The organism is Pseudoduganella sp. SL102, from assembly GCF_027856995.1.
GTDB lineage: Bacteria > Pseudomonadota > Gammaproteobacteria > Burkholderiales > Burkholderiaceae_D > Rugamonas > Rugamonas albidiflava.
Genome location: NZ_CP115554.1, coordinates 2,200,730 through 2,221,691, shown reverse-complemented (window position 1 = coordinate 2,221,691; position 20,962 = coordinate 2,200,730). Strand labels below are relative to the sequence as shown.

15 protein-coding genes and 1 tRNA gene are annotated in these 20,962 nt (G+C 61.6%); 4 read left to right on the top strand and 12 right to left on the bottom strand.

Features of this window, described 5'->3' with window-relative positions; translation table 11 throughout:
• Positions 1-61: 61 nt before the first annotated feature.
• The 12 genes from OU994_RS09415 to OU994_RS09360 form a co-directional block, all read right to left on the bottom strand.
• Positions 62-2,299: a heparinase II/III family protein gene (locus tag OU994_RS09415; RefSeq protein ID WP_281610541.1), complete on the bottom strand. Its 2,238-nt coding sequence runs from the start codon at positions 2,297-2,299 to the stop codon at positions 62-64.
• Positions 2,300-2,583: 284 nt separating this feature from the next.
• Positions 2,584-4,167, bottom strand: a complete 1,584-nt coding sequence (locus OU994_RS09410; RefSeq protein WP_281610540.1) for a hypothetical protein — start codon at positions 4,165-4,167, stop codon at positions 2,584-2,586.
• Positions 4,168-4,187: 20 nt separating this feature from the next.
• Positions 4,188-4,865 (bottom strand): exosortase-associated protein EpsI, B-type, encoded by a 678-nt coding sequence (epsI, locus tag OU994_RS09405; RefSeq protein WP_281610539.1) that lies wholly within the window; start codon positions 4,863-4,865, stop codon positions 4,188-4,190.
• Entirely contained in the window at positions 4,862-5,764 is a 903-nt protein-coding gene (gene xrtB, locus OU994_RS09400) for an exosortase B (protein WP_281610538.1), read from the bottom strand. The genes epsI and xrtB overlap by 4 nt, the downstream gene beginning before the upstream one ends.
• Positions 5,764-6,639: a chain length determinant protein tyrosine kinase EpsG gene (gene epsG / locus OU994_RS09395; protein ID WP_229420485.1), complete on the bottom strand. Its 876-nt coding sequence runs from the start codon at positions 6,637-6,639 to the stop codon at positions 5,764-5,766. The genes xrtB and epsG overlap by 1 nt, the downstream gene beginning before the upstream one ends.
• A 25-nt stretch (positions 6,640-6,664) precedes the next feature.
• Positions 6,665-8,071, bottom strand: coding sequence for a chain length determinant protein EpsF (epsF, locus tag OU994_RS09390; RefSeq protein ID WP_131147125.1), 1,407 nt, complete (start codon positions 8,069-8,071; stop codon positions 6,665-6,667).
• Positions 8,072-8,129: 58 nt separating this feature from the next.
• On the bottom strand, positions 8,130-8,918 hold the full coding sequence (epsE, locus tag OU994_RS09385; RefSeq protein WP_131147126.1) for a polysaccharide export protein EpsE: 789 nt from the start codon (positions 8,916-8,918) through the stop codon (positions 8,130-8,132).
• Between the two features lie 53 nt (positions 8,919-8,971).
• A complete protein-coding gene (locus OU994_RS09380; RefSeq protein WP_307731853.1) occupies positions 8,972-10,039 on the bottom strand; it encodes an EpsD family peptidyl-prolyl cis-trans isomerase in 1,068 nt (355 codons plus the stop codon).
• Between the two features lie 138 nt (positions 10,040-10,177).
• Positions 10,178-11,560, bottom strand: a complete 1,383-nt coding sequence (locus OU994_RS09375) for an undecaprenyl-phosphate glucose phosphotransferase (RefSeq protein WP_131147127.1) — start codon at positions 11,558-11,560, stop codon at positions 10,178-10,180.
• Positions 11,561-11,575: 15 nt separating this feature from the next.
• Positions 11,576-12,775 carry an XrtB/PEP-CTERM-associated polysaccharide biosynthesis outer membrane protein EpsL gene (epsL, locus tag OU994_RS09370; RefSeq protein WP_281610537.1) on the bottom strand — a complete coding sequence of 400 codons (1,200 nt, stop codon included), beginning with the start codon at positions 12,773-12,775 and terminating at the stop codon, positions 11,576-11,578.
• Positions 12,776-12,806: 31 nt separating this feature from the next.
• Positions 12,807-13,538: a CAAX prenyl protease-related protein gene (locus tag OU994_RS09365; RefSeq protein WP_131147129.1), complete on the bottom strand. Its 732-nt coding sequence runs from the start codon at positions 13,536-13,538 to the stop codon at positions 12,807-12,809.
• A 123-nt stretch (positions 13,539-13,661) separates the two neighbouring features.
• The gene (locus tag OU994_RS09360) at positions 13,662-15,572 is read right to left on the bottom strand and encodes an ATP-binding cassette domain-containing protein (protein ID WP_281610536.1); all 1,911 of its coding nucleotides are present in this window, start codon (positions 15,570-15,572) and stop codon (positions 13,662-13,664) included.
• A gap of 102 nt (positions 15,573-15,674) precedes the next feature.
• Between OU994_RS09360 and OU994_RS09355 the strand changes: the two genes are divergently transcribed.
• The 4 genes from OU994_RS09355 (at position 15,675) to OU994_RS09340 (ending at position 20,948) form a co-directional block, all read left to right on the top strand.
• Positions 15,675-15,749: transfer RNA gene (locus tag OU994_RS09355), tRNA-Arg, on the top strand.
• Positions 15,750-16,007: 258 nt separating this feature from the next.
• Positions 16,008-17,210, top strand: a complete 1,203-nt coding sequence (locus tag OU994_RS09350) for a glycosyltransferase (protein WP_281610535.1) — start codon at positions 16,008-16,010, stop codon at positions 17,208-17,210.
• A 505-nt stretch (positions 17,211-17,715) separates the two neighbouring features.
• Positions 17,716-18,738 carry a glycosyltransferase family 2 protein gene (locus OU994_RS09345; protein WP_281610534.1) on the top strand — a complete coding sequence of 341 codons (1,023 nt, stop codon included), beginning with the start codon at positions 17,716-17,718 and terminating at the stop codon, positions 18,736-18,738.
• Positions 18,739-18,935: 197 nt separating this feature from the next.
• The gene (locus OU994_RS09340; protein WP_281610533.1) at positions 18,936-20,948 is read left to right on the top strand and encodes a GtrA family protein; all 2,013 of its coding nucleotides are present in this window, start codon (positions 18,936-18,938) and stop codon (positions 20,946-20,948) included.
• Positions 20,949-20,962 lie beyond the last annotated feature (14 nt).

Below are 20,962 nucleotides of genomic sequence, written 5' to 3'. Positions count from 1 at the left end.
TTATAACAAAAGCGATTGCTTCGTCAAAAGCAATCGCTCTCGGGAGACGCGGGGACTGCGCTTAGCGCGGCAGCACGATCGTCTGGCCGCCGACGCTCAGGGTGCGGCCGGTGCTGGTCGTCGTCAGCGATACCGCCGGCTTCTTGCAACCGATATCGAGCAGCATCAGGAATTCCGCGCTGGTGGCCGACGGACGGGTGTACGCTGCATGCGCCTCGTAGGTACCGGCTTTCGGCGTCGCACCAACACGGGTCTCGAACGTGGTACCCGACGTCAGCGGACGGATGCACAGGCTCTCGGTACCGTTGACGATGGTCGACGTGCCATCCGCGTTCTTCGTGATTGCCACCGGTGCGTGGAAGTTCCACTCGAACGAGCGTGCGGTCAGGGACGACAGCTTGTCGAGCACCACCACCTGGTCCTTGCCACGCATGTACCAGACCTTGCGCGTCGCTCCCGTCAGCAAGCCGTCGTACGCTGCGGTTGCGTCGCCTTCCACGTAATCCAGCGTCGCGGTATTCGAGAATGCCGTGATCTTGCCCTTGCGCCGCAGGTTCAGGGTATTGCCGCTGGTCGGCTGGCCCACGCCGCCATCGAACGTGATGGCGTTATGCGCCTTGGTCGTGCGGTACCAGTTGTTCCACAGCGGCGAGCCGTAGTAGTCATACCAGCCGGTTTCCGCCAACAGCACCTTGTTGTTGCGCATCAGGACAATGCCGTTCTGGTCGGCGTGCGAGTGCGTATAGGCACCGTACGGGCTGGACTTGAAGTACAGCGACGTCCGCACCGGATTCCACAGGTCGCTGTGCATCGCGGCAAAGCCGATGCTCGGATAGACCGCGCCGTTCGGCGGCGCATTCACCGGGCCGGTGTAACGCATGACCGGCAGCGGATACGGCGCGTTCAGCAACGTCAGCTGCGCCTCGGCCGCCGTCAGGTTGTTGTAATACCAGCGCGCCTCCGACGATGCGACCCGCGATGCAAGCGCCTTCAACATCGGCGCGTACGGCTTCGCCTCATGGCCATCGCCAAAGAGGTGGGTTTGCTGGCCTGGCGGCACGAAGTGCACGAAGAACTTGGTAAAGCCCTTGGCCCATGGCTTCTCGAACAGGTTGACACCCGTCAGCTGGGTCAACGGATCCCAGATCCTGACCGCGCCATCGATCGCTGCGCCGCCGTAATAGGTACCCTGCGAGTAGCCGCCTTCCGGACCGCTCCATGCATAGACCGAATGGATGTAGGCACGGGTCGAGAAATCGAACCACACGGCAGCCTCGGGGAACTCGTTCAGCATCAGCGACGCGACCAGGGCCAGGAACCCCAGGTTGTTGGCGCCGTGCGAATCGAACGGGAACTGGTCCAGGCGGCCGTTATTGCCCGACAGGTCGTTGTACATGTCGATACCACGCAGGCGCACCACTTCGATCCAGCGTGCCCGGCGGGCACCGTCAATCTTACCGTCAAGCAAGTCGGTGGCTTTCGACAACGCCAGGGCGATGGCACGCGTGCCCTGGTCCTGGTTGACGAAGCTGGTGGGGCCGGACGGGCTGAGCGCCGCCAATTCATCGCCGCGCTTGAGTGCCTCGTCGAGATAAGTCTGGGTGCCGGACAACCGGTACATCAAGGTCGCTGCCTCGAGCTGCTCGGAGGTCTTGTTGATCAGCTCGTGGATCGACGCCTGCTGCGCAACGAAGGCCGCGGTATTGCCGCCCGCGGCGGTCAGCGTCCAGAGCGAATCCTTCGGCGCCGGATTAGGGATACGGCGGATGACGTCGTTACCCAGGTTCTTGTAGGCAACACCGCGCTCGGCGATACGCGCGGCATCCCACTGGCTGTAGGGCAGGAAACCCGCCGCCTGCATGCGCGGACGGCTGCGCGAGGCGCGCGCACGCATCGTAGCGCTATCGGGTACTTCGAACACGGAAGACGTCGGATTGATCACAAAGCCGCGCTCGGTCGACCACTCGGTCGGTGCGTTGCTGGCCACGACGCGCCAGGCATAGGTGCCATGTTCCAGCTTGGTCGTGGGCAGGAACCAGTTGCGCGTCGTCGTATAACGCGCCGGTGCCTCCGAGCCCCTGCGGATCTCGATGGTGTATACCGTGCTGTCGGTTGCCTTGGGATGGCGCGACCAGGTGAAGCTGGGCGGATTCTGGGGCTGCAATGCGTAAGCCGTCGGTGCGGGCTGCACAGCATCCACTGCAGTAGATTGAACCCAGTCGGCATGGCTGGGCATCGCGAACGCGGCGGCAAGCGCGAAAGCTACGAAACGAAGGGTACCGAGGGAACGAAAAGACATTGGGATCTCCAGACAGATGAGGCGAGCCTGCTTTCGTGCCGCCTCCTGTTCATCTTCGATGGACGAGGGCAGAGATGGCGTGGGAATTAAAGCAGGCAAAGCAGCGAGAGAATCCAGTGTACATCATTCCGTACGGCAACGCGCATTCCAGACAGCAATTTCCCAAGGATTCGTGACGTATTTCAGACAAAGACCAGCCTAAACAATTAGAAGTCATGGACTTATTTTCAATGATGCTGATAATAAGTCCATGAGATTGGAAATTTAATATTATTCCTTACCAATCAAACACTTACCATATTTACAGAGCGTGAACGACTGGTTTTTAACAACGGTCGGCGTTTCCATTCCAGACTACCGAATCGTGCAATCTGTACTACCGAAGCCAATGTGAACATTAGTAACAACTGAGCAGTAGGTTCTTCGACGACAGATCGGTTATAGAGCAATGTTGACGTCAGAATGATCAGCATCGGCGTACAGGTTTCAAGAATGGCCGATTGCTGCGGCGTCAGGTTGGTGGCCTTGGTGGCGCGGTGACTCAACCATGCACCTCCCACGATCATGAACCCGAAAGCCGCGGCACCGATGATGCCCACCTCCCACAACAATACCGAGACGGTCGTCGCATCGACGTTGAGCGGCGCATACCGCTTCGCGATCGTGCCAGGGCCGAATGCGCCGTTCTTGCTGGCCGCCGGGCCGTAGCCCAGCAGGCGACGCGCCACCGAAGCCTGGGGATCCTGCGCCCAGATCGCCAGCGAGGCACCGCGGCCAACCTCCCCGGTCCGATAGTCGATATTGTCGGGGTCAAAGAAATAGCCGCCGCGCGCCTCGAATTTCTCCGAAATCGTGGTGCCCTTCTCTGCGGCCTTGCCCCAGTACAGCATCGCATAGACGGAGTACGTGGCCGCCATGAAGGCACCAATGATGACAATATATCCGACCATTGCAAAGATGTTGCGCATAATACGTTTACGCAATACCCAGAACAGTGCGAACGGCACCCAGAGGAAGGTTGCCTTCACTTCCCCCAGCAGAATGACGGCAACGCTGACGAAGGCGATCAGGACCATCCGCTTCGCGGTCATCAATCCCACGTTCCACCGTGCAATCGCATACGTCATCATCGTGATCGCGAACAGCACCATGATCGAGCTGTTCCCGCCGCCCAGCTGGGAGCCGCCGAAGGTACCGACGATCGCATCGTAGGTGCGAGCCGTTGCGATGAACAAGTGCTGGTACAGGACGACGGGCAGTTGCAGCACCGCGACGATCAGCAGCATGTTCCAGATACGCTCGACTTTTTGCTCGCCCCAGGAAAACCAGTAGAAAGCCAGCAGCACGCTGAACATCGGCAGGTGGCTCTTGATACCGGACACGATCTGCAGCGCGGCCGGCCTGTTCAGCACGATGGAGACGACAAAGCACAGCAGGAACATCACGGTGGCCAGCGCAACGCCCTGGCCGGATGAACTTGGCCGCGGCATCCCCTGTTTGTTGCTCAAGGTGCGCCTCATCAAGATACTGAGGAAGAACAGCATGGCCATGCCGACGGCGACCCAGGTCGCCGAGCGCAGCCGGAAGAAGTACAGCAGGCTCCCCTGGATCACGAAGGTCATCAGGAACAAGCTCAGCAAGAGCCCGTAGGCGTCCACCAGGAAGAACAGCAGCGTGGCAATCGTGCCGCCGCCGATGATCATGAGCAGCGGCAGCGATCCAAGGCCGCCGACCATGCCGATCAGGACGGCAATGATGAGGAACACGGCGATTAGCGCTACCGGCACGCCCTTGTGCGCGATGAGGCGCTGCTGCGCTTGCGCCTTCGGCTTGCGCCGCAGCCTGCCGAGATATGTCGCCAGTTTCATTTGCATTCCGAAAATACCTCTCAACCGCCGATCATTCGCTTGCGACCGGCCGTGTCGAGCGCGGAAAGCATGTCACCGACAAATTTCTGCTGCACAGCATAGGCAGCAGAGGTATCGGTGGCGATATTGGACACGCGCACCAGCATCCCGTCGGGAACCGATCCGCTCAGGCCATACTTCAACTGCTGCATCTTTTGTTCGAGACCCGGCCGGGTCACCTTGTCGCCGATCGTGATCCAGTAAGTGACCGGTTCGTAGCGCGAGCCCGCGCTGGCAAACAGGCGGCGCACCGCGATATCGCCGTAAGCCGTCGGCAGCATGCCGTCGACTTGCTCTTTGACATTGAAGCCTTGCGCCGTGTAGCAAGTTTCCGGCCGGTGCACGCCCAGGGTATCGCTCTGGTCGCCGCCATAGGCGATCGACAGCATGATGCGTTCGCCCTGGCTATTGATATAAGTACGCGACAGGGTCTGGTTGTAGATCTTGTCCAGCTTGGACTGGGTCTCGGGATCGACCTGCAGCGGCACGATGCTGTCATCCACGTGCCAGTCACCGAACTGCGCCGGCACCATGCGCGTCAGGTCGAAGCGCGCCTGGCGGTCCGCCAGCTTGGCGGTAGGCGTAATCACTTTCGTCACGGCGGCGGAGGACACCATCATGGCGCACATGACCAGGCTCATCATCAAAGGCTTCTTCATGCTTTTTCTCCCGCAACCGTCCGCTCGCGGCGGCGTACGAACAAATGAAGTAAGGAGTCGACACCCAGGATGAGCACGAGCGCCGTCACGAACAGAACCATGCCTGCAAACCCGTGCAGGAACCCCTGCCCTGCGGCGTCGCCCAGGTAATACGTCACCAGCGACAGCGTGATCACGCGGGTCACATTGGCGGTGAAGGAGATCGGGATGATCAGGATGGCCAGCACGACATTGCGGAATGCGGACGAGTGGCGCACGACATTCAGGTAGAAGAGCCCGAGCGCTTCGAGTGTCAACAGCGTTTGCAGACCCGCGCACGCATCGGCCACCAGCAGCTGGTACTGGCCGATCTGCAGGATGACGCCGGCACGGGCGATCGGATAGCCCAGCGCATACAGGATATGCTCGGTTGCCCACGATACGGCCATCTTCATCGGCATGGTCAGCAGGCTGACGATGCCTCCCGGCAGCGGGATCATGAACAGCATGAAGAAGAATGGGAACCATTGGTAGCGCAACGCGCGCACGCCGAACTTGAGCAGGATGATCGACGCCAGCAGGACGATGATCGAGCCGATCTCGAACGCGAACACGGCTTGCGAGCGGCCAAAGATATACAGCAGCAGGCCGAGCACGAACAAGGGCCAGCCCATCTTCGAACCGGCTTCGCCGGCGCTGGCGCGTTCCATGTCGGGCCACTGGCGATAGAGCAGCCAGAGCGAGAGTCCCAGGATGATCGGACCGTGCGCCTGTTCTTCAGTAGCCCACAAACCGGTCATCAACGAATACAGCGAAGGTACGAAGAGTACCCCCAGCCCGAGCAGCACTGGCCACATATCGGACAGTGCTGCGCGCGGCGCGGCGGCGTTACGCATGGAGGGAGTGGCTACGGTATTCATCAGAATTCGACCAGGACGGAACCGACGACCTTGGCACCGGCCTGGGTCATCTGCTCGGTAACGAGCGCTACGTTGTCGAGCGAGGTGCGGTTCTTGCGCACGACCAGCAGCACACCGCCCGTGCGCGCCGCCAGTGGCAGCGCATCGGACGCAGTGGCGAACGCCGGGGCGTCATACAGCACGATGTCGTGCGCCGCTTCCAGTTGCAGGTTCAGTGCGGAGAAGCCACTGCGGCTGAGCAGCTCGAGCGGATTCGGCGGCAGCGTGCCGGCCGGCAGCACCGTCAGCGACAGCAGCGATTCGATCCGCGTGGCCAGGCCATAGTCGCCACGGCCGGCGAGGATGTCGGACAGGCCTTGCCGGCCCTTGATGTCGAAGTGCTCGTGCTGGGACGGGTGGCGCAGGTTGGCATCGACCAGCAGCGTGTTCTCGCCCAGCTGGGAAAACACGACCGCCAGGTTGGCGGCGAACAGGCTGGCGCCGTCCCCCGGCTCGACGCCCATCACGGTCAGCGACTTGTGGCCGCGGGCGAACCAGCGCAGCATCAGCTGGCTGCGCACCGCGCGCAGCATCTCGACCTGGGCGCTGAATGGCTGGAACGCCGCCACCAGATGCTGCGACAGCTTGCTTTCACCCGGGGTCAGGTACGGATAGTCGAACTGGCGCGCCAGCACTTGCTGGATATCGGCTTCCGTGATCAGGCCCAGGCGTTGCGCCGCTTCGCCGAAGCGGATGCCCAGTTCCTTCTGCATGCGCAGCACGCGCTCGGCGCTTTCCGGCGTGATCTTGCCCGATTCGAGCAGCAACGCACCCATGCTCGAGTCGCCGGTGTTGGGTTTGGCGGGAGCAGAATTGATCGGGAGTGGATGATTCATGGCGTTATCCATTTTTTGTGGATTGTCAATTCAGGCGCAGCTGGCGCGGGCCCGTCGGTTTGCCAAAGCTGAAACGCTTGCGCTTCGGCGGGTTCCAGTTGATCGCGCCGAGCACGGGCAGTTCGGCCATGTCGGACAGATCGGTTTCCGAACGCACCCGGCGGTCGAACATTTCAGCCAGCATGCACAGGCCAACGCCCAGCAGCGTGCCCAGGAACACGGACAGGATCACGTTCAGCGTGACCTTCGGGCCGGACGGCTCGAGCGGTGCCACGGCCGGATTCAGGATCGACACGTCGGTCTGGTCGGACTGGCCTTCGATCCGGGTTTGCGACAGGCGCTGGGCAGCCATGTCGAAGGCGCGCTGCGCATTCTCGACATCCTTCGCCAGCACATTCATTTCATCGCGGGTCCGGTTCAGTTCCAGCACCTTCGTCTTCTGCGCGTCGAGCGCAGCGCGGATTTCCGCCTCGCGCTGCGACAGCACGGAGGCATTGTTGCCAACGGTGCTCTGCGTCAGGCGCACGTTCTCGTTCAGCGAAGCGCGCAGCTTCTCGACTTCGGCACGGGTACTCAGGTACTGCGGGTGATTGGTGCTGAGCCGTTGACCCAGGTCGGCCAGCTTCGACTCGGCCGCCGCCAGGTTGGCGCGCGAGCTCTGGATCAGCGGATTGTTGTTCACGTCCGGCGATTCGCCACCGCGGCCCTGGGCCACCGACTGGCGCGAACGCGCTTCCATCGCCATCGTCTGCGCAGCCACAAGCTGGCTCGACAGATCATTCAGGCGCCCCGATTCCACATCCAGGCGATTGTCGACGCTGACGATGCCATGCTCCTGCTGGTACTTCGACAGGCGGCTCTGGGCCACTTCCAGGTTATCGCGCAACAGCTTGGACTGCTCCACGAAGTAGCCGGACGCCTTTTTCATGGGTTCCGACTTCAGCTGGATGCTGATGTTCTGGTATTCCTCGGCGAACGCGTTCGCCACGGCCGCCGCGAACTGCGGGTCGGACCCCTGGAAGCTGATGCCCACGACGCTGCTTTCGCGCGATGGCTCGACCTCGAGCTTGCGCAGCAGCAGATTGGCCAGCCAGTCGCGCACGGTGCCACGGCCTTCGGTGGCTTCCTGGAACTGTTGCTGTACCGCCGGGCTCTCGGCCAGGCGCAAGCGCTCCACCACGCGCTGTGCCACGTTCTTGCTGCCGATGATGTCCATCTGCGTCGCCATGTAGCCTGGCATCAGTGCGCCGGGCATGGCAAGGCCCGTCAGCGGATCGATGCCCTTGTAGTTCATGACGATGGTGCTGGTTGCCTTATAGTTCTTGGGCAACATCAGGCTGACGACGACGGTCGCGAGCACCGTTACGGCCAGGGTCAGCAGCGCAATTTTCTTGCGTGCGTTAAGGATCAATAAAAATTGCGCGAAATTCATAATAGTGCTCTCACTCCGGGGTCCAGTCCGCCGCTACAGCGGCGGACACGGCATTCGATCAGAACCAACTTTCCTTGACGTATACAACGTCATCTACCTGGAGCAAATCGTCATGCTTGACCTGCACGATCTGTTCCTTGCCATCGGCACCCCGGCGCTTGACACGGATGCCACGCTCGGTACCGCGTGGGGACAGGCCCCCACCCACTGCCAATGCCTGGATCACCGTCATCTGGCGCTCGAGGCGGAAGGCGCCTGGACGCTGCACCTCGCCGTAGATATAGAACCGCGGCGAACGCTCGGCGTACAGGATGTCGTTCGGCTCCAGATCGAGGTCCTTGGCCAGTTCACCCGTACGCACCATCTCCACCACGTCGATGACGGTCTTGCTGACCTTGCCATCGCGTTTGCGGATCAGGCTGATGGTGTCGCCGCCATCGGGGTTGAAACCACCCGCCAGCGCCAGCAGGTCCATCACGCTGCGCTTGCCTTCGAGCGGGAAACGGCCCGGACGATTCACCTGGCCCAGGACCGACACTTGCCGGCTCTGGATCTGCGAGACGACCAGGTTCACCTGCGGCTTTTTCAGGAAGCCGCCGCTCTCGAGCAGGCCGGCGATCTTGCGCTCGGCCGCTGGAGTATTCAGGCCGTTGACATCCACCTGCCCCACCAGGGGGAACGTGATGGAACCGGATTCACTGACCCGTGTTTCGATGCCGAGATCCGGATTGCCATACACCGATATCTTCACGATATCGCCCGGTCCCAGCGTGAAGTCCGCAGCGCCCGCCCAGCCCATTGCCAAGCTCAGCAACGCTCCCATCATCCATTTGTGCAGTGATTTCATAAGTAGCTCTTCCTTAATTCCTACAGCGGTTAAACATAGCCGAGCGCCAGGGCTCAACGCATTCCGGCCACGCCGCGCTCGTGCGACTCGTTGCTCAGACCCTGTGGGGCACCTGCCGCATCGGCCGGCGCCGCGGCAGGCGTTGCGGCAGCAGGCGCTGCCGCGGGCGCCGCAGTGCCAGGCGCTGCGGCAGCGGCAGGCTGATCCGCGGGTTTGTTCAGGTATTCGATCTTGGCCGCCGTCCGCAGGCGTTTCAGCTCAGCATCGGCAGCTTCCTTGTTCTTCTTGTTCGTGAGGAACTGTTCGATCTGTGGCGTGGCCTGCTCCAGCGTTACCGGCGCGTCGCGCATGTCGGCGATCGAAATCAGCATGCTGCGTTCGCCTTCACGCACGACGAACAGCTGCCCTTTCGGCATCGTTTGCAGGCGCGAGCTCAATTGCTGCGGCATCTCGGCACTGCTGCGGCTCAGCTGGGCGCGGGCATAGCGAACCTTCTGTCCGTCGAGCCATGCGGCCACATCGTCGATCGACTTGGCGGAGTTGATCACTTCCTTCAGGGGATCGCTCACATCGCGCGTCGCCAGCACCAGCTGGCGCATGTCGAACTGCTTGCGGTTCGCGAAAAACTGCGGATTCTGGCTGTAGTAAGCTGCCACCTCTTCCTTGGTTGGCCGGGTTGGCGTGCCGATGCGCTTCTGCAGGTAGGCCTGGGCAATGATCAGCGACTTCGCCCGCTCGACAGCCTGCACCACTTTCGGATCGCGGTCCAGCTTTTCTTTTGCAGCCTCGCCCTGCAGCAGCTGGCGATCGATCAGCGATTCCAGCAACTGCTTGCGGGCCGCTTCCTGCTGCGCCGCCGGCACGTTGACGCGCCCCAGCTCCTCGTTCAGCTGCATCACCGTAATTTCTTCCCCGTTCACGCTGGCAAGTGCCTGGCCTGGTTTTTTCTCGGCCTTGTCCCCACATGCAGTCAGCGCGGCAGCCATCGCGATGAGGCCCGTGCACAGCATGACGCGTGTCGGGCGAAGCGAGGGGGCTGCAATTTTGTTGTTTTTCAAGGTAATTCCTCCGGTTCCATGGATGAGCGCCGCGGCTTGATGCCGGCCATGACTCTGCGGCAAGACTAATTATTAAATTATACAGCTAATTGTTGCGAAAGCAACTTCATCAGATACTAGACAAAGTTGCAACAGAAGCTATTGTAACGTGGCCCGCGCGCAGTGCGGCTGAAAATTTACTTAAGATTCAATATCCTTGGATCAATGCGCGTTCTCGCGTTTCAGCACCACGGCCACCGTGCGAACGATGATCCACAAGTCCAGCCAAAGGGACCAGTTGCGCAAATAGTCGAGATCGTACCGTATGCGCGCCTCCATTTTGTCCAGTGTCTCCGTTTCACCACGGAAGCCATTCACTTGCGCCCAGCCGGTAATGCCGGGCTTGGCCTTGTGACGCAACATGTAGCCCTTGATCAGCTTCCGGTACTGCTCGTTATGCGCCACCGCGTGCGGCCGCGGTCCGACAATGCTCATCCGGCCTTGCAGCACGTTCAGGAATTGCGGCAACTCATCGAGCGAGGTCTTGCGCAGGAACGCGCCGACACGGGTAATGCGCTGGTCGTTCTTCTTGGCCTGTACCACATTGGTGCCATCTTCCGTGACCGTCATCGAACGGAACTTGTAAACATAGATCTGTTCGCCGTACAGGCCGTAACGGCGCTGGCGGAAGATGACCGGACCAGGCGAGCTGAGCTTGACGGCGACAGCGATCGCCAGCATCACTGGCAGCAACATCAGCTGGATGGCCAGTGCCAGCACGATATCGCTGGCGCGCTTGACCAGGCTGTTGAAGCCGGTGAAGGGCGTTTCGCAGATCGCGATCACGGGCATGCCGCCAACGTTATCGAAGCGTGCCTGCATCAGGTCGAAGACATAGATATCGGGCAGGAAGTACACCGACGCGGTCGTATCCTGCAGGTCGTCGAGCAGCTTGCGGATGCGCGGCTGCGCGGAGATCGGCTGGCTGATGAAGATCATCTTGATATTGTTTTCGCGCACGAAAGCAGCCACGTCGCACATCTTGCCCAGGATCGGATAGTCCAGGTCCTCGGGCTGGCGGTCACCGCCGCGATCATCGAAAAACCCGCGCACCTGCATGAACAGGTTCGGATAACGCTCGATCGTGCGGGCGAACTTGATGCCGACATCGTTGGCGCCGACCACCAGCACCGAGCGCAGTTCGCTGGCCTGGGATGGGTCGGAGCCCACCTTGCGCGCCGCCAGGTGGCTGGCCAGCAAGATGAACGGCGTGGCACAGAACCAGGCCAGCACGACACGCTCGTCGTAGTGATACGACAGGCCGCTGACGGCGCCGAGCAATACCAGGATCAGCGCCGTGACAAGCCAGCCCCCGAAGATATCGCGCGAATAGGCCAGCATGCGGCCGCTGCGCCACGTGCGGTATGGGTCGATATGCTGGTAAACGGCCGACGAAATGAAGAACGCCAGGATCATCAGGATCAGCGAATAGCCCGTGAAGGGCTCGCCAAACGCCATCGAGACACCATACAGGGTGCCCATGATGATCACTGGATCGAGAATGCGCTGGAAGAACGAAATTAGGGGAATGTCATTGATCGTCATTGAAACTGCTGCCCATCAGAACTGCACGCTGGCGTTGAAAGAAAGGCCCTTGGCACGGTAGGAACTGGTTCGCAATACCGAATTGCCATCGCGGTTGTCGCGGAAGCCGCTCAACGAGAGCTGCGAACTCAGCGTTGGAGCATAGGTCAGGCCAAGGGTGGCGCCGCGAGTGCGGTCGGTAAGGTCGCGGTCGTTAACCTCGGTCCGCAACTCTTCGAATTCCCGGCGCTCCCGGCGCAGCGACGCATTCGCCTGCAGCTTCGACGAGATCGACCAGGTAGCGGCCACGCTGCCACCCGTATTCAGGCTGTTGCTGACGATGGCACTTTCGACAGCGGCGAAGTTACGCCAGCCGTCGACCGTGAACTTCACCTTGTTCAATGGCGCCCAGCGCACGGTCACGCGGCCGTTCGGCCCGCTCGAATCGCGATTCGAGAACACTTCATAGTTGCGCCGTACGTACCCGGCCAGCACCTGCACCTGCGTTACCGCGCTGAACTGCCAGTTCACGTTGGCCTTCAATTCGTCCTGCGTATAGCCATCCCGGCGGATGCCGCTGGAGAGCAAGGGATTGACGTATTCCCCTTCGAACCGTCGCGCCACCAGGCCGATCCTGCTGCCGCTCGGCGCCAGGTAATCGAAGCCGAACTCGCTCAGCGTCTCCTCGCGGTTGTTGACGCTCTGGGCCAGCAGTTCGTATTCGAACCGCGTGCGGGTCTGGCCGCCGCGCAGCTGCCAGCTGGGATGGAACCGCCACGCACCGTTGAAGTAGGCCTGGCGCTGCACGCGCAGGTTGCGATCACTGGTATGGAAGTCGGTGAAAGGTGTCAGCGTTTGCTGGTAGTTGCCACCCAGGTTGCCCGAGAAGCGATTGCCCAGCTGCCAAGCGAGGTCGCCCCGGAAATCCTTGCCGTTGTAGTCAAGCTCGTCGTAATGATCGAACGTTACGCGGGACACTTTCGCGCTGCCGGTCAGCCGCTGGCGGCCGATCGGCCGATCGACGATCAGGCCAGCCTGGGCTTGCGTGATGGTATCCGAGCGCTGCGTGATACCGGTGATATTGTCCGGCAGGCGCAACAGGTTGTCATCGTAGGTGTAGCCGATAGCGACATAGGGGTGGATCGTGTCGCTGATCTCGGCGCGCGCGCACGCGCAGGCAAGCAGAGCGACGGCTGCGGACAGCAATCGCAGGCGCGATGGTGGAATGCTCGACATTGTGATGATCTCTTTTGACGATATTGCAATATTACCAGTAAGTCCAGGCCCCGGTACCAACCACCCAGGCGCCAAGCAGCCCGTTCGTGACGGCATGCGCCAGGATCGGCGCCCACAGGGTGCCAGTCCGCATATACAGCACGCCGTAGGCCAGGCCCGCGACAACGCCGGCGAACCACTGGTTGTGTTCGACACCAAACAGGAGCGAGGTAACGATCAGCGCGGTGAAGCCCACCTGGCCCGGCGGTACTTGCAGGAATTGGCGGTCATGCACCCAGCGTTGCAGGAACGAGCGCCAGAACAGCTCTTCCATCACCGGGACCACCAGCGCGGCGCCCGCGATGCGCACCGCCACCAGCACCCAGTCGATGCGGCCCGCGGCATCGGTCGGATTGAATCCCGCCGACTCGCCAGCCAGCATCCACGCCGCGTCCAGGTTGACCCACAATACCAGCACGACGATGCCGACCACGATCGACGAGCACAGCGCGACGGCCCCCATCGGGCGCCAGGCCAGTTCGGTGTAGCTCCGGCGATAGGCGAACAGGGCGGCCAGCACGGCAACGATCTTCACCGCATACAGCCAGCGCAAGTCGTCGGCGCTCCAGCCAAAACGCTGCAGCACGTCAGCCACGGCCACGAACGCCATATAAATAGCGAACGGAAGAATGCGTGCGGTCGATGGCCGGCCAAACCACCCGTCGGGGCCGTTGTCCGGCGGTACGGCCGGGATGCCCGGGCCGTCAGTTTTGCGTTGGTGCATGGTCATTTGCGTGATCGTCTTTCTCGGCGAGAGGGCTGCAGAGTTTGCAGATTTTACAACACTAACGCCAAATGTAGCGCAAAACATGCGCAAGAGAAATTCGCTGACCAACACCTCCCGCCGTTACCGCCCGTTACGCGATTCGATCTCTTCCCAGCGCTCGAGTGCAGTCATCAGCTCGGTTTCGATTTGCGCGATACGGTCATGCACCTGCTTCGCCTCGGCCGGCGTTTTCTTGTAGAACTCGGGGTCCGACAAGGTTGCCGACAGCGCCACCTGCTCTTGCTCGAGACGCTCGATCAACGGCGGCAATTCGTCGAGCGCGCGCTGTTCCTTGAAGCTGAGCTTGCGAGGCTTGGCTGCCGCGGCGGCCGGTTCCGCGGGTGCCGCCGGGGCCTGCTTTGGCTCCGCCGCCGGCTTCACCGTTGCCGCCGGCGCGGTGGCGCGCACGCGCTCCCAGTCGCTGTAGCCACCGATGTATTCGCGCCACAGGCCATTGCCTTCCGCCACGATGACCTGGGTCACCACGTTATCGAGGAAGGTGCGGTCGTGGCTGACCAGGAACACGGTACCGCTGTAATCCTCGAGCAATTCCTCGAGAAGTTCCAGCGTATCGATATCGAGGTCGTTGGTGGGTTCGTCCAGCACCAGCACGTTGGCAGGCTTGGCGAACAGGCGTGCCAGCAACAGGCGGTTGCGCTCGCCGCCGGACAAGGTCCGCACCGGGGAACGGGCCCGTTCCGGCGCAAACAGGAAGTCGCCCAGGTAGCTCATCACGTGCTTTTTCTGGCCGTTGACCTCGACCCAGTCGCTGCCTGGCGAGATCGTGTCCGCCAGGCTGGCTTCCTCGTTCAGCTGCGCCCGCATCTGGTCGAAGTACGCCACCTGCAGCTTGGTACCCTGCTTCACGGTGCCGCTGTCGGGCGCCGTTTCGCCGAGGATCAGCTTGAGCAGCGTGGTCTTGCCGGCACCGTTCGCGCCGATCAGGCCGACCTTGTCGCCACGCAGGATGGTGGCGCTGAAGTCGCGCACGATGACCTTCTCGCCGAAGCCTTTCTGCACGTTCTCCAGTTCCGCGACGATCTTTCCGGAGCGCTCGCCGGACGTCACTTCCAGCCTGACCTGCCCCTGCTGTTCGCGCCGTGCCACGCGCTGCTCGCGCAGCCGCTCCAGCCTGCGCACGCGGCCTTCGTCGCGTGTCCGGCGGGCCTGCACGCCCTTGCGGATCCACACTTCTTCCTGGGCGAGGAACTTGTCGAACTTGGCGTTCTCGATTTCCTCGATCGCCAGTTGTTCCGCCTTGCGTACTTGATAGGCGCTGAAATTGCCCGGATACGACATCAGCCTGCCGCGGTCGAGCTCGACCGTGCGGGTCGACACGTTGTCGAGGAAGGAACGGTCGTGGGTAATGAACAGCACGCTACCGCGGAAATCGCGCAGCAAGCCCTCGAGCCACTGGATCGACGTGAAGTCGAGATGGTTGGTCGGCTCGTCCAGCAGCAGCACATCGGGTTCGGCGACCAGGGCGCGCGCCAGCGCCACGCGCTTCTGCATGCCGCCCGAGAGCGTCTTCATCAATGCATCCGGCTTGAGGCTCAGCCGCTCCAGCGTCTGTTCGACCTTGTTATTGATGCTCCATGCCCCGGCCGCATCCAGGCGCGTCTGGATTTCATGCATGCGCTCCATCAGCGCATCGTCGTTGCCCTGGCCGAACTGCCCCGTCAACGCATCGTATTCCTTGACCAGCGCCGGCAGGTCGCCGAGACCGGACGCCACCGCATCGAACACCGACATTTCCGGATCGAATACCGGCTCCTGCTCGACATAGGCGATGCGCAGGCCCTGCTGCATGACGAGCGAGCCGTCATCGAGCTTTTGCCGGCCCGAGATGATCTTCAGCAGCGACGACTTGCCCGTACCGTTGCGGCCGATGAGGCCGACGCGTTCGCCGGCTTGCAGCGAGAACTCGGCATGATCGAGGAGCGCATGGTGGCCGAACGCCAGCTGCGCGGAAGTAAGGGAAAGGACAGTCATGGGATTGCTTCTTCAATGCGGGAACCCGGCATTGTACCGAGAGAGCGCATTCATCACGAAACATTTCCTTCGCCTCGGCTATAATTGCGTTCGCTTCGCGTCCTCCCCGTAGCACAATGGATAGTGCACATGCCTCCTAAGCGTGGGATACTGGTTCGATTCCAGTCGGGGGGACCAGCCTGCATGGCGTGGATGCGCATGTGAAGCCATCCTCTCCGTGTCGCCCTGCCTCCCTCCCAGCCTGTCCTCCCCCCATCAGTCGCCCCATCTGTTGTCCCATCAGTCGTCCCATAGGTCGCCCCATCAGCATGGCTGCGAAGTCACGATGATTTCATCGCAGGCGGTCGTTTGCCAGGGGTTCCACACTCCAGCCGCTACCCGGCAAGCCAGCAATCATTTGCTATAATCGCAATTATTTCCTCCAACAATTGTGCCGTGTCGAAGCCCTCCTCGCTCAAACTTCTCGTCCTTGCTCCTGAGTTGCTCCCGACCCACCGCGCCGACGTGGCGACCCTGTTCGGCAAATACCTGCCCCGCCATGGCATCACCTGCGACCTGATCGGGCGGTCGGACGGCAAGCCCGCACCGGCGCCGCAGGGTTATGCATCGATGCACCGCGTTTCCGGCGCCGGCGGCAGGCTGCGCAGCGAATTGCGCTTCGTCGGCACGTGCGTGCGCAAGGTACTCGGTGCGCGCCGCGGAGAATACGCCGCACTGCAGGTGCGCGACATGGTCACCGTCGGCCTGCTGACGATGCTGGCGGCCAAGTTGCGCGGCCTGCCCTTCGTCTACTGGATGTCGTTCCCCATGTGCGAAGCACGCATCGTTCGCGCACGCGAGCAAGCCGGCCTGCGCGCACGCATTGTCCTGGCCAAGGGCATGATCGAACACTGGCTGCTGTACCGCCTGGTACTGCCCGCTGCGCGCCACGTCTTTGTGCAGAGCGACACGATGGCCGAGATGGTCCAGGGCAAAGGTGTCCCGGCAAGCAAGATCACGGCGGTGCCGATGGGCGTGGATACGGAATTGCTGGCAGCACCCGATACGGCGCCACCGGTCCGGGGCAACGCGCCGCAGATCGCCTACCTGGGTACGCTGGACCGTCTGCGCCGGCTCGATGAATTGATCGATGCCTTGCAGCTGGTACGGCGGCGCCACCCCACCGCCACATTGCTGCTGATCGGCGGCGGGGAACCGGCCGATGCCGCATCGCTGGTCGCCCACGCCACGAAACTGGGCCTGCAGGATGCGGTCAAGATCACGGGCTGGCTGCCTTCCGGCGACGCATGGCAGCTGCTGCGCGGCGCCGATGTCGCGGTTTCCTATATCCCGCGTGGACTGGTGTACGACGTCAGTTCGCCAACCAAGATCCTCGAATACCTGGCGCTGGGGATGCCCAACGTGGGCAACGACATTCCGGACCAGGCCTGGGTGCTGCGCAACAGCGACGCGGGCTGGCTCACGCGCACCACTGTCGAAGCGCTGGCCGAAGCGTTATGCGAAGTCCTCGACGATCCGGAATACGCCCGGGCACGCGCAGCCAAGGGGCCGGCGTTCATCGAGAACACGCGCAGCTATCGCGTGCTCGCGCAACAACTGGCAGCCCGCTATCACGGCCAGCTCGGTGCCCAGGGATGAGGCACTGCGAGGTCACGGCAGCAGCGCGGCAGCCGTTCGCGCGCGAAGGCCTGTCCGGCGCGTGGATCGGGCATTTTCCCCTCTCGCGGCCTGCCCGCCGGCTGCCATGAAAGCACCGTAAAGCGGTGTGCTTTCACAGATGGAAAACTTGCAAAGATGGAAAAACATGGTAAAGTTGCGACCGCAAGGAAGATTGTGCTTTAGTTACGATAAACACCGATCGTTGAACAGCCCGAATCTGGTTTTGTGGAAATACGTCTGTCAACATGTGCTCCCCGATGGAGGCTTTGAAAGTCGTGGCGAGCGGAAGGGACCGAGATCGCAACGCGCGGCAAGCGTCCAGTTTCCACAATTTGCTCCGGTCCAGTAACGCACACGGCGATAGCGTCATTCCTGGGATAGTGCACACCGCAACGAATTGCTGCCCGCATCACATTATCCGAGAGATCCCAAGGCTCGCCAGCGCACGAGCGACTCGCCGATCTTAAATAGTTCAAAGGTAGATATGCAAGACTTGAATGTTAGCGAAAAATTTGTCCGGAAGCGGGATTCCTTGCCGACGCTGCACCTCGTCGTTCCCTGCTATAACGAAGAGGCTGTACTGGCGGAGTCGTGCCGCCAGTTCGTGGAATTGCTCGAGAAACTCATCGGCAAGGGCAAAATCAACGCTTCCAGCCAGGTCGTATTCGTCGACGACGGCAGCCGGGATAAAACCTGGCTCCTGATCGAGAAGGAAGCCAGCCGCAGGTCGCATGTCACCGGCATCAAGCTGTCGCGCAACCGCGGGCACCAGAACGCCGTGCTGGCCGGATTGATGGCATCGAACGCCGATGTCGTCATCACCATCGACGCCGATCTGCAGGACGACATCAACGTGATCGAGACCATGATCGATCACCACGCCCAGGGCAGCGAGATCGTCTACGGTGTCAGGAACGATCGCTCCAGCGACTCGCTTTTCAAGCGCAACAGCGCCGTGGCGTTCTACAAGCTGCTGGCCTGGTTCGGAGTCGACCTGATCCATAACCACGCGGACTTCCGCCTGATGAGCCGCAAGATCATCGATGCACTGCGCGAGTACAACGAAGTGAACCTTTATCTTCGGGGCATCATTCCACTGATCGGCTTCAAGGCAACGACCGTCGAGTACGTCAGGAAGGAACGGTTCGCCGGCGAGACCAAGTACCCGCTGAAAAAGATGCTCAAGCTGGCGGGCGAGGCCATCACGTCATTCTCCACGGTGCCGCTGCAGATGATCACGATGCTGGGATTCATCGTCTTCGGCTGCTCGCTGCTGGTGGGAGGCTGGGTGATCTGGACAGCACTGTTCACCAAGAATGCCGTGCCGGGCTGGGCCTCCACGGTATTCCCGCTGACGCTGCTTGGCGGCATTCAGCTGCTGTGCCTCGGTGTCATCGGGGCGTATCTCGGCAAGATCTATGGTGAAACCAAATCACGGCCGCGCTATTTCGTCGAGCGCACGGTGACTGGACTGCCCGTCCAGGATCGTGAACTGGTGCCTGAGTAAGCGAACCAAGCACACTAACCGAAGCCGGTCACGCGACCGCTTCGAGCAAATGCGGTTGAAGTAGGTCGGCGGCACCTGTCCAGGGGCCGGCCTCTTCAACCGGATGCATCGGCTTACGGCCAATGCCGCGACGCAGCGCTCGCTGCCCGTGAAGAGTCATACTCTTCACGCATCACCCGATCAGTTACCTAAAGCCGATGATGATAGCCGCCCCCTCACTCAACAAGTTGTTCTCCGTAACGCTCGGCAAGTTCCTGACCGTTGGCGTCTTCAATACCGCCGTGACCATGGCCGTCATCTTCATTGCCAAGGCATGGCTGGGCGTCGATGACGTTGCCGCCAATGTGAGCGGGTATGCAATCGGCATGCTGTGCAGTTTTTTCCTCAACAAATTCTGGACCTTCTCGCACAAGGGCAATACCCTGCAGGCGGCAGCGCGCTTCATCCTCGTCTGCGCCGTCGCCTACCTGGCCAATCTCGCCGCCCTGCAAGCCTTCCTGGCCCTGGAGCTGAATTCGTACCTGTGCCACGTGCTGGCCATGCCGTTCTATACACTGGTGTTCTACATCGGCTCGAAGGCCATGGTGTTCGTGGATTACAGCAGTGGCAAGGCGGGAAAGCAAGGGGCCGATTGGCGCACCCCGCTGTCGGACAGCGGCGGCGGCAGCCATGCCACGGATGCCGGCAGCCAGGACAACCAGCGGCGCAATCTGTTCCTGTTGCTGCTGGCATTTGCCGCGTCCGCGGTGGTGCTGTTCTATCGCCTCACCGACATTCCGATCGAACTGTGGGATGAATCGCGCCTGGCAAACAATGCGCTGGAAATGTCGAAGACCGGCCTGTCGCTCATCACCACATTCGAATGGCAGCCCGATCACTGGAATACCAAGCCGCCATTGCTGATCTGGCTGATGGCCATTGCCATCAACCTGGTCGGTGTCAATGAACTGGGGGTACGCCTGCCTTCGGTGCTGGCAGCGCTGGGCACCGCCATGCTGGTGTACTGGTTTGTCGGCCATTATCTGCGCCGCCCCGTCCAGGCATTCCTGGCCGTCCTCATCATTCTTGCCACGCCGGGGTATATCCAGATCCATGGCGCGCGTTCGGGCAACTACGATTCGCTGCTCACGCTGCTGACGACCGTCTACATCCTGTGCGCTTTCATCTTCCTGCAGGAACAGACCCGCAACAAGCGGATGTACTTCGCCTTGACGACCATCGCCGTCGTCCTCGCCTTCTATACGAAAACCATCCAGGGGATGATTTTCCTTCCTGGTATTTTCCTTTACGCACTGTTCACCCGTCAGATTGGCGCGATATTGCGCAAGCCATATTTTTATATCGGATGCATCCTGGCGGCCGCCGCGTGTGTTTCCTATTACTGGATCCGGAACGAGATCGATCCGGGCTATTTCGCGGCGGTCCAGGCCAACGACCTCGGCGGCCGTTATGCCAATGCGCTCGAAGGCCATCATGGCAGCCCGCTCTGGTACCTGTTCCGGGTCAAGTTCTTCCCGTGGCTGGTGCCGAGCCTGCTCATGGCCGCCTACCTGCTCGTGTGCGGCTCGGCTGCGGTGAAACGGCTGACGGCGTTCCTGGCCATGTGCCTGATCGTCTACCTCGTCGTGATTTCATCCGCCGGTACCAAGCTGGTGTGGTACGCGATGCCGCTGGCGCCGCTGTCGGCCATCCTTTGCGCGCTGGGATTCAGCGATATCGCCGCCAGGCTCCGCATGGATCCCGAAGCGGCCAAACCGGCGCTCGCCATCCCGCTCGGCGTTGCCCTGGCGGCGCTGGCCATCGGCCTCAATGCCCTGCTGGTCCACAAGACGATCGCCCTGAAACAGTCCAGGCCGTATGACCAGCACAGCTTTGCCTTGCGCTCGCTTGCCGGCAGCAGCGAGCCCGGGCCGATCGCCGTGCTGCATCCCGGCTATCCGGTGGGTGACATCTTCCCGTTCTATGCGGCGCCAACGCTCTTCTACGCCAATGCGCTGACGCTGGCGGGCACGCCCACCACTATTGTCCAGCATGCCACGCAGGCCGGCAGGGATGCCAGGCTGCTCGTCTGCGGGAATGCCGCGCCGGTTCCAGGATGGACCATCAGCAAGCCGCTGGCTGCCGGGACCAACTGCGCCTTGCATGTACCGGCGCCTGACAGCGGCCAGCCGGGTTCCAGCCCGGTCGTGGCGAGTGATACCGGCCGGTAGATCGACAACCGGCG

Coding starts and splice junctions, on each gene's coding strand:
- OU994_RS09415 (WP_281610541.1), bottom strand. CDS start 2,299: ATGTCTTTTCGTTCCCTCGGTACCCTTCGTTTCGTAGCTTTCGCGCTT.
- OU994_RS09410 (WP_281610540.1), bottom strand. CDS start 4,167: ATGAAACTGGCGACATATCTCGGCAGGCTGCGGCGCAAGCCGAAGGCG.
- epsI (WP_281610539.1), bottom strand. CDS start 4,865: ATGAAGAAGCCTTTGATGATGAGCCTGGTCATGTGCGCCATGATGGTG.
- xrtB (WP_281610538.1), bottom strand. CDS start 5,764: ATGAATACCGTAGCCACTCCCTCCATGCGTAACGCCGCCGCGCCGCGC.
- epsG (WP_229420485.1), bottom strand. CDS start 6,639: ATGAATCATCCACTCCCGATCAATTCTGCTCCCGCCAAACCCAACACC.
- epsF (WP_131147125.1), bottom strand. CDS start 8,071: ATGAATTTCGCGCAATTTTTATTGATCCTTAACGCACGCAAGAAAATT.
- epsE (WP_131147126.1), bottom strand. CDS start 8,918: ATGAAATCACTGCACAAATGGATGATGGGAGCGTTGCTGAGCTTGGCA.
- OU994_RS09375 (WP_131147127.1), bottom strand. CDS start 11,560: ATGACGATCAATGACATTCCCCTAATTTCGTTCTTCCAGCGCATTCTC.
- epsL (WP_281610537.1), bottom strand. CDS start 12,775: ATGTCGAGCATTCCACCATCGCGCCTGCGATTGCTGTCCGCAGCCGTC.
- OU994_RS09365 (WP_131147129.1), bottom strand. CDS start 13,538: ATGCACCAACGCAAAACTGACGGCCCGGGCATCCCGGCCGTACCGCCG.
- OU994_RS09360 (WP_281610536.1), bottom strand. CDS start 15,572: ATGACTGTCCTTTCCCTTACTTCCGCGCAGCTGGCGTTCGGCCACCAT.
- OU994_RS09345 (WP_281610534.1), top strand. CDS start 17,716: ATGCAAGACTTGAATGTTAGCGAAAAATTTGTCCGGAAGCGGGATTCC.
- OU994_RS09340 (WP_281610533.1), top strand. CDS start 18,936: ATGATGATAGCCGCCCCCTCACTCAACAAGTTGTTCTCCGTAACGCTC.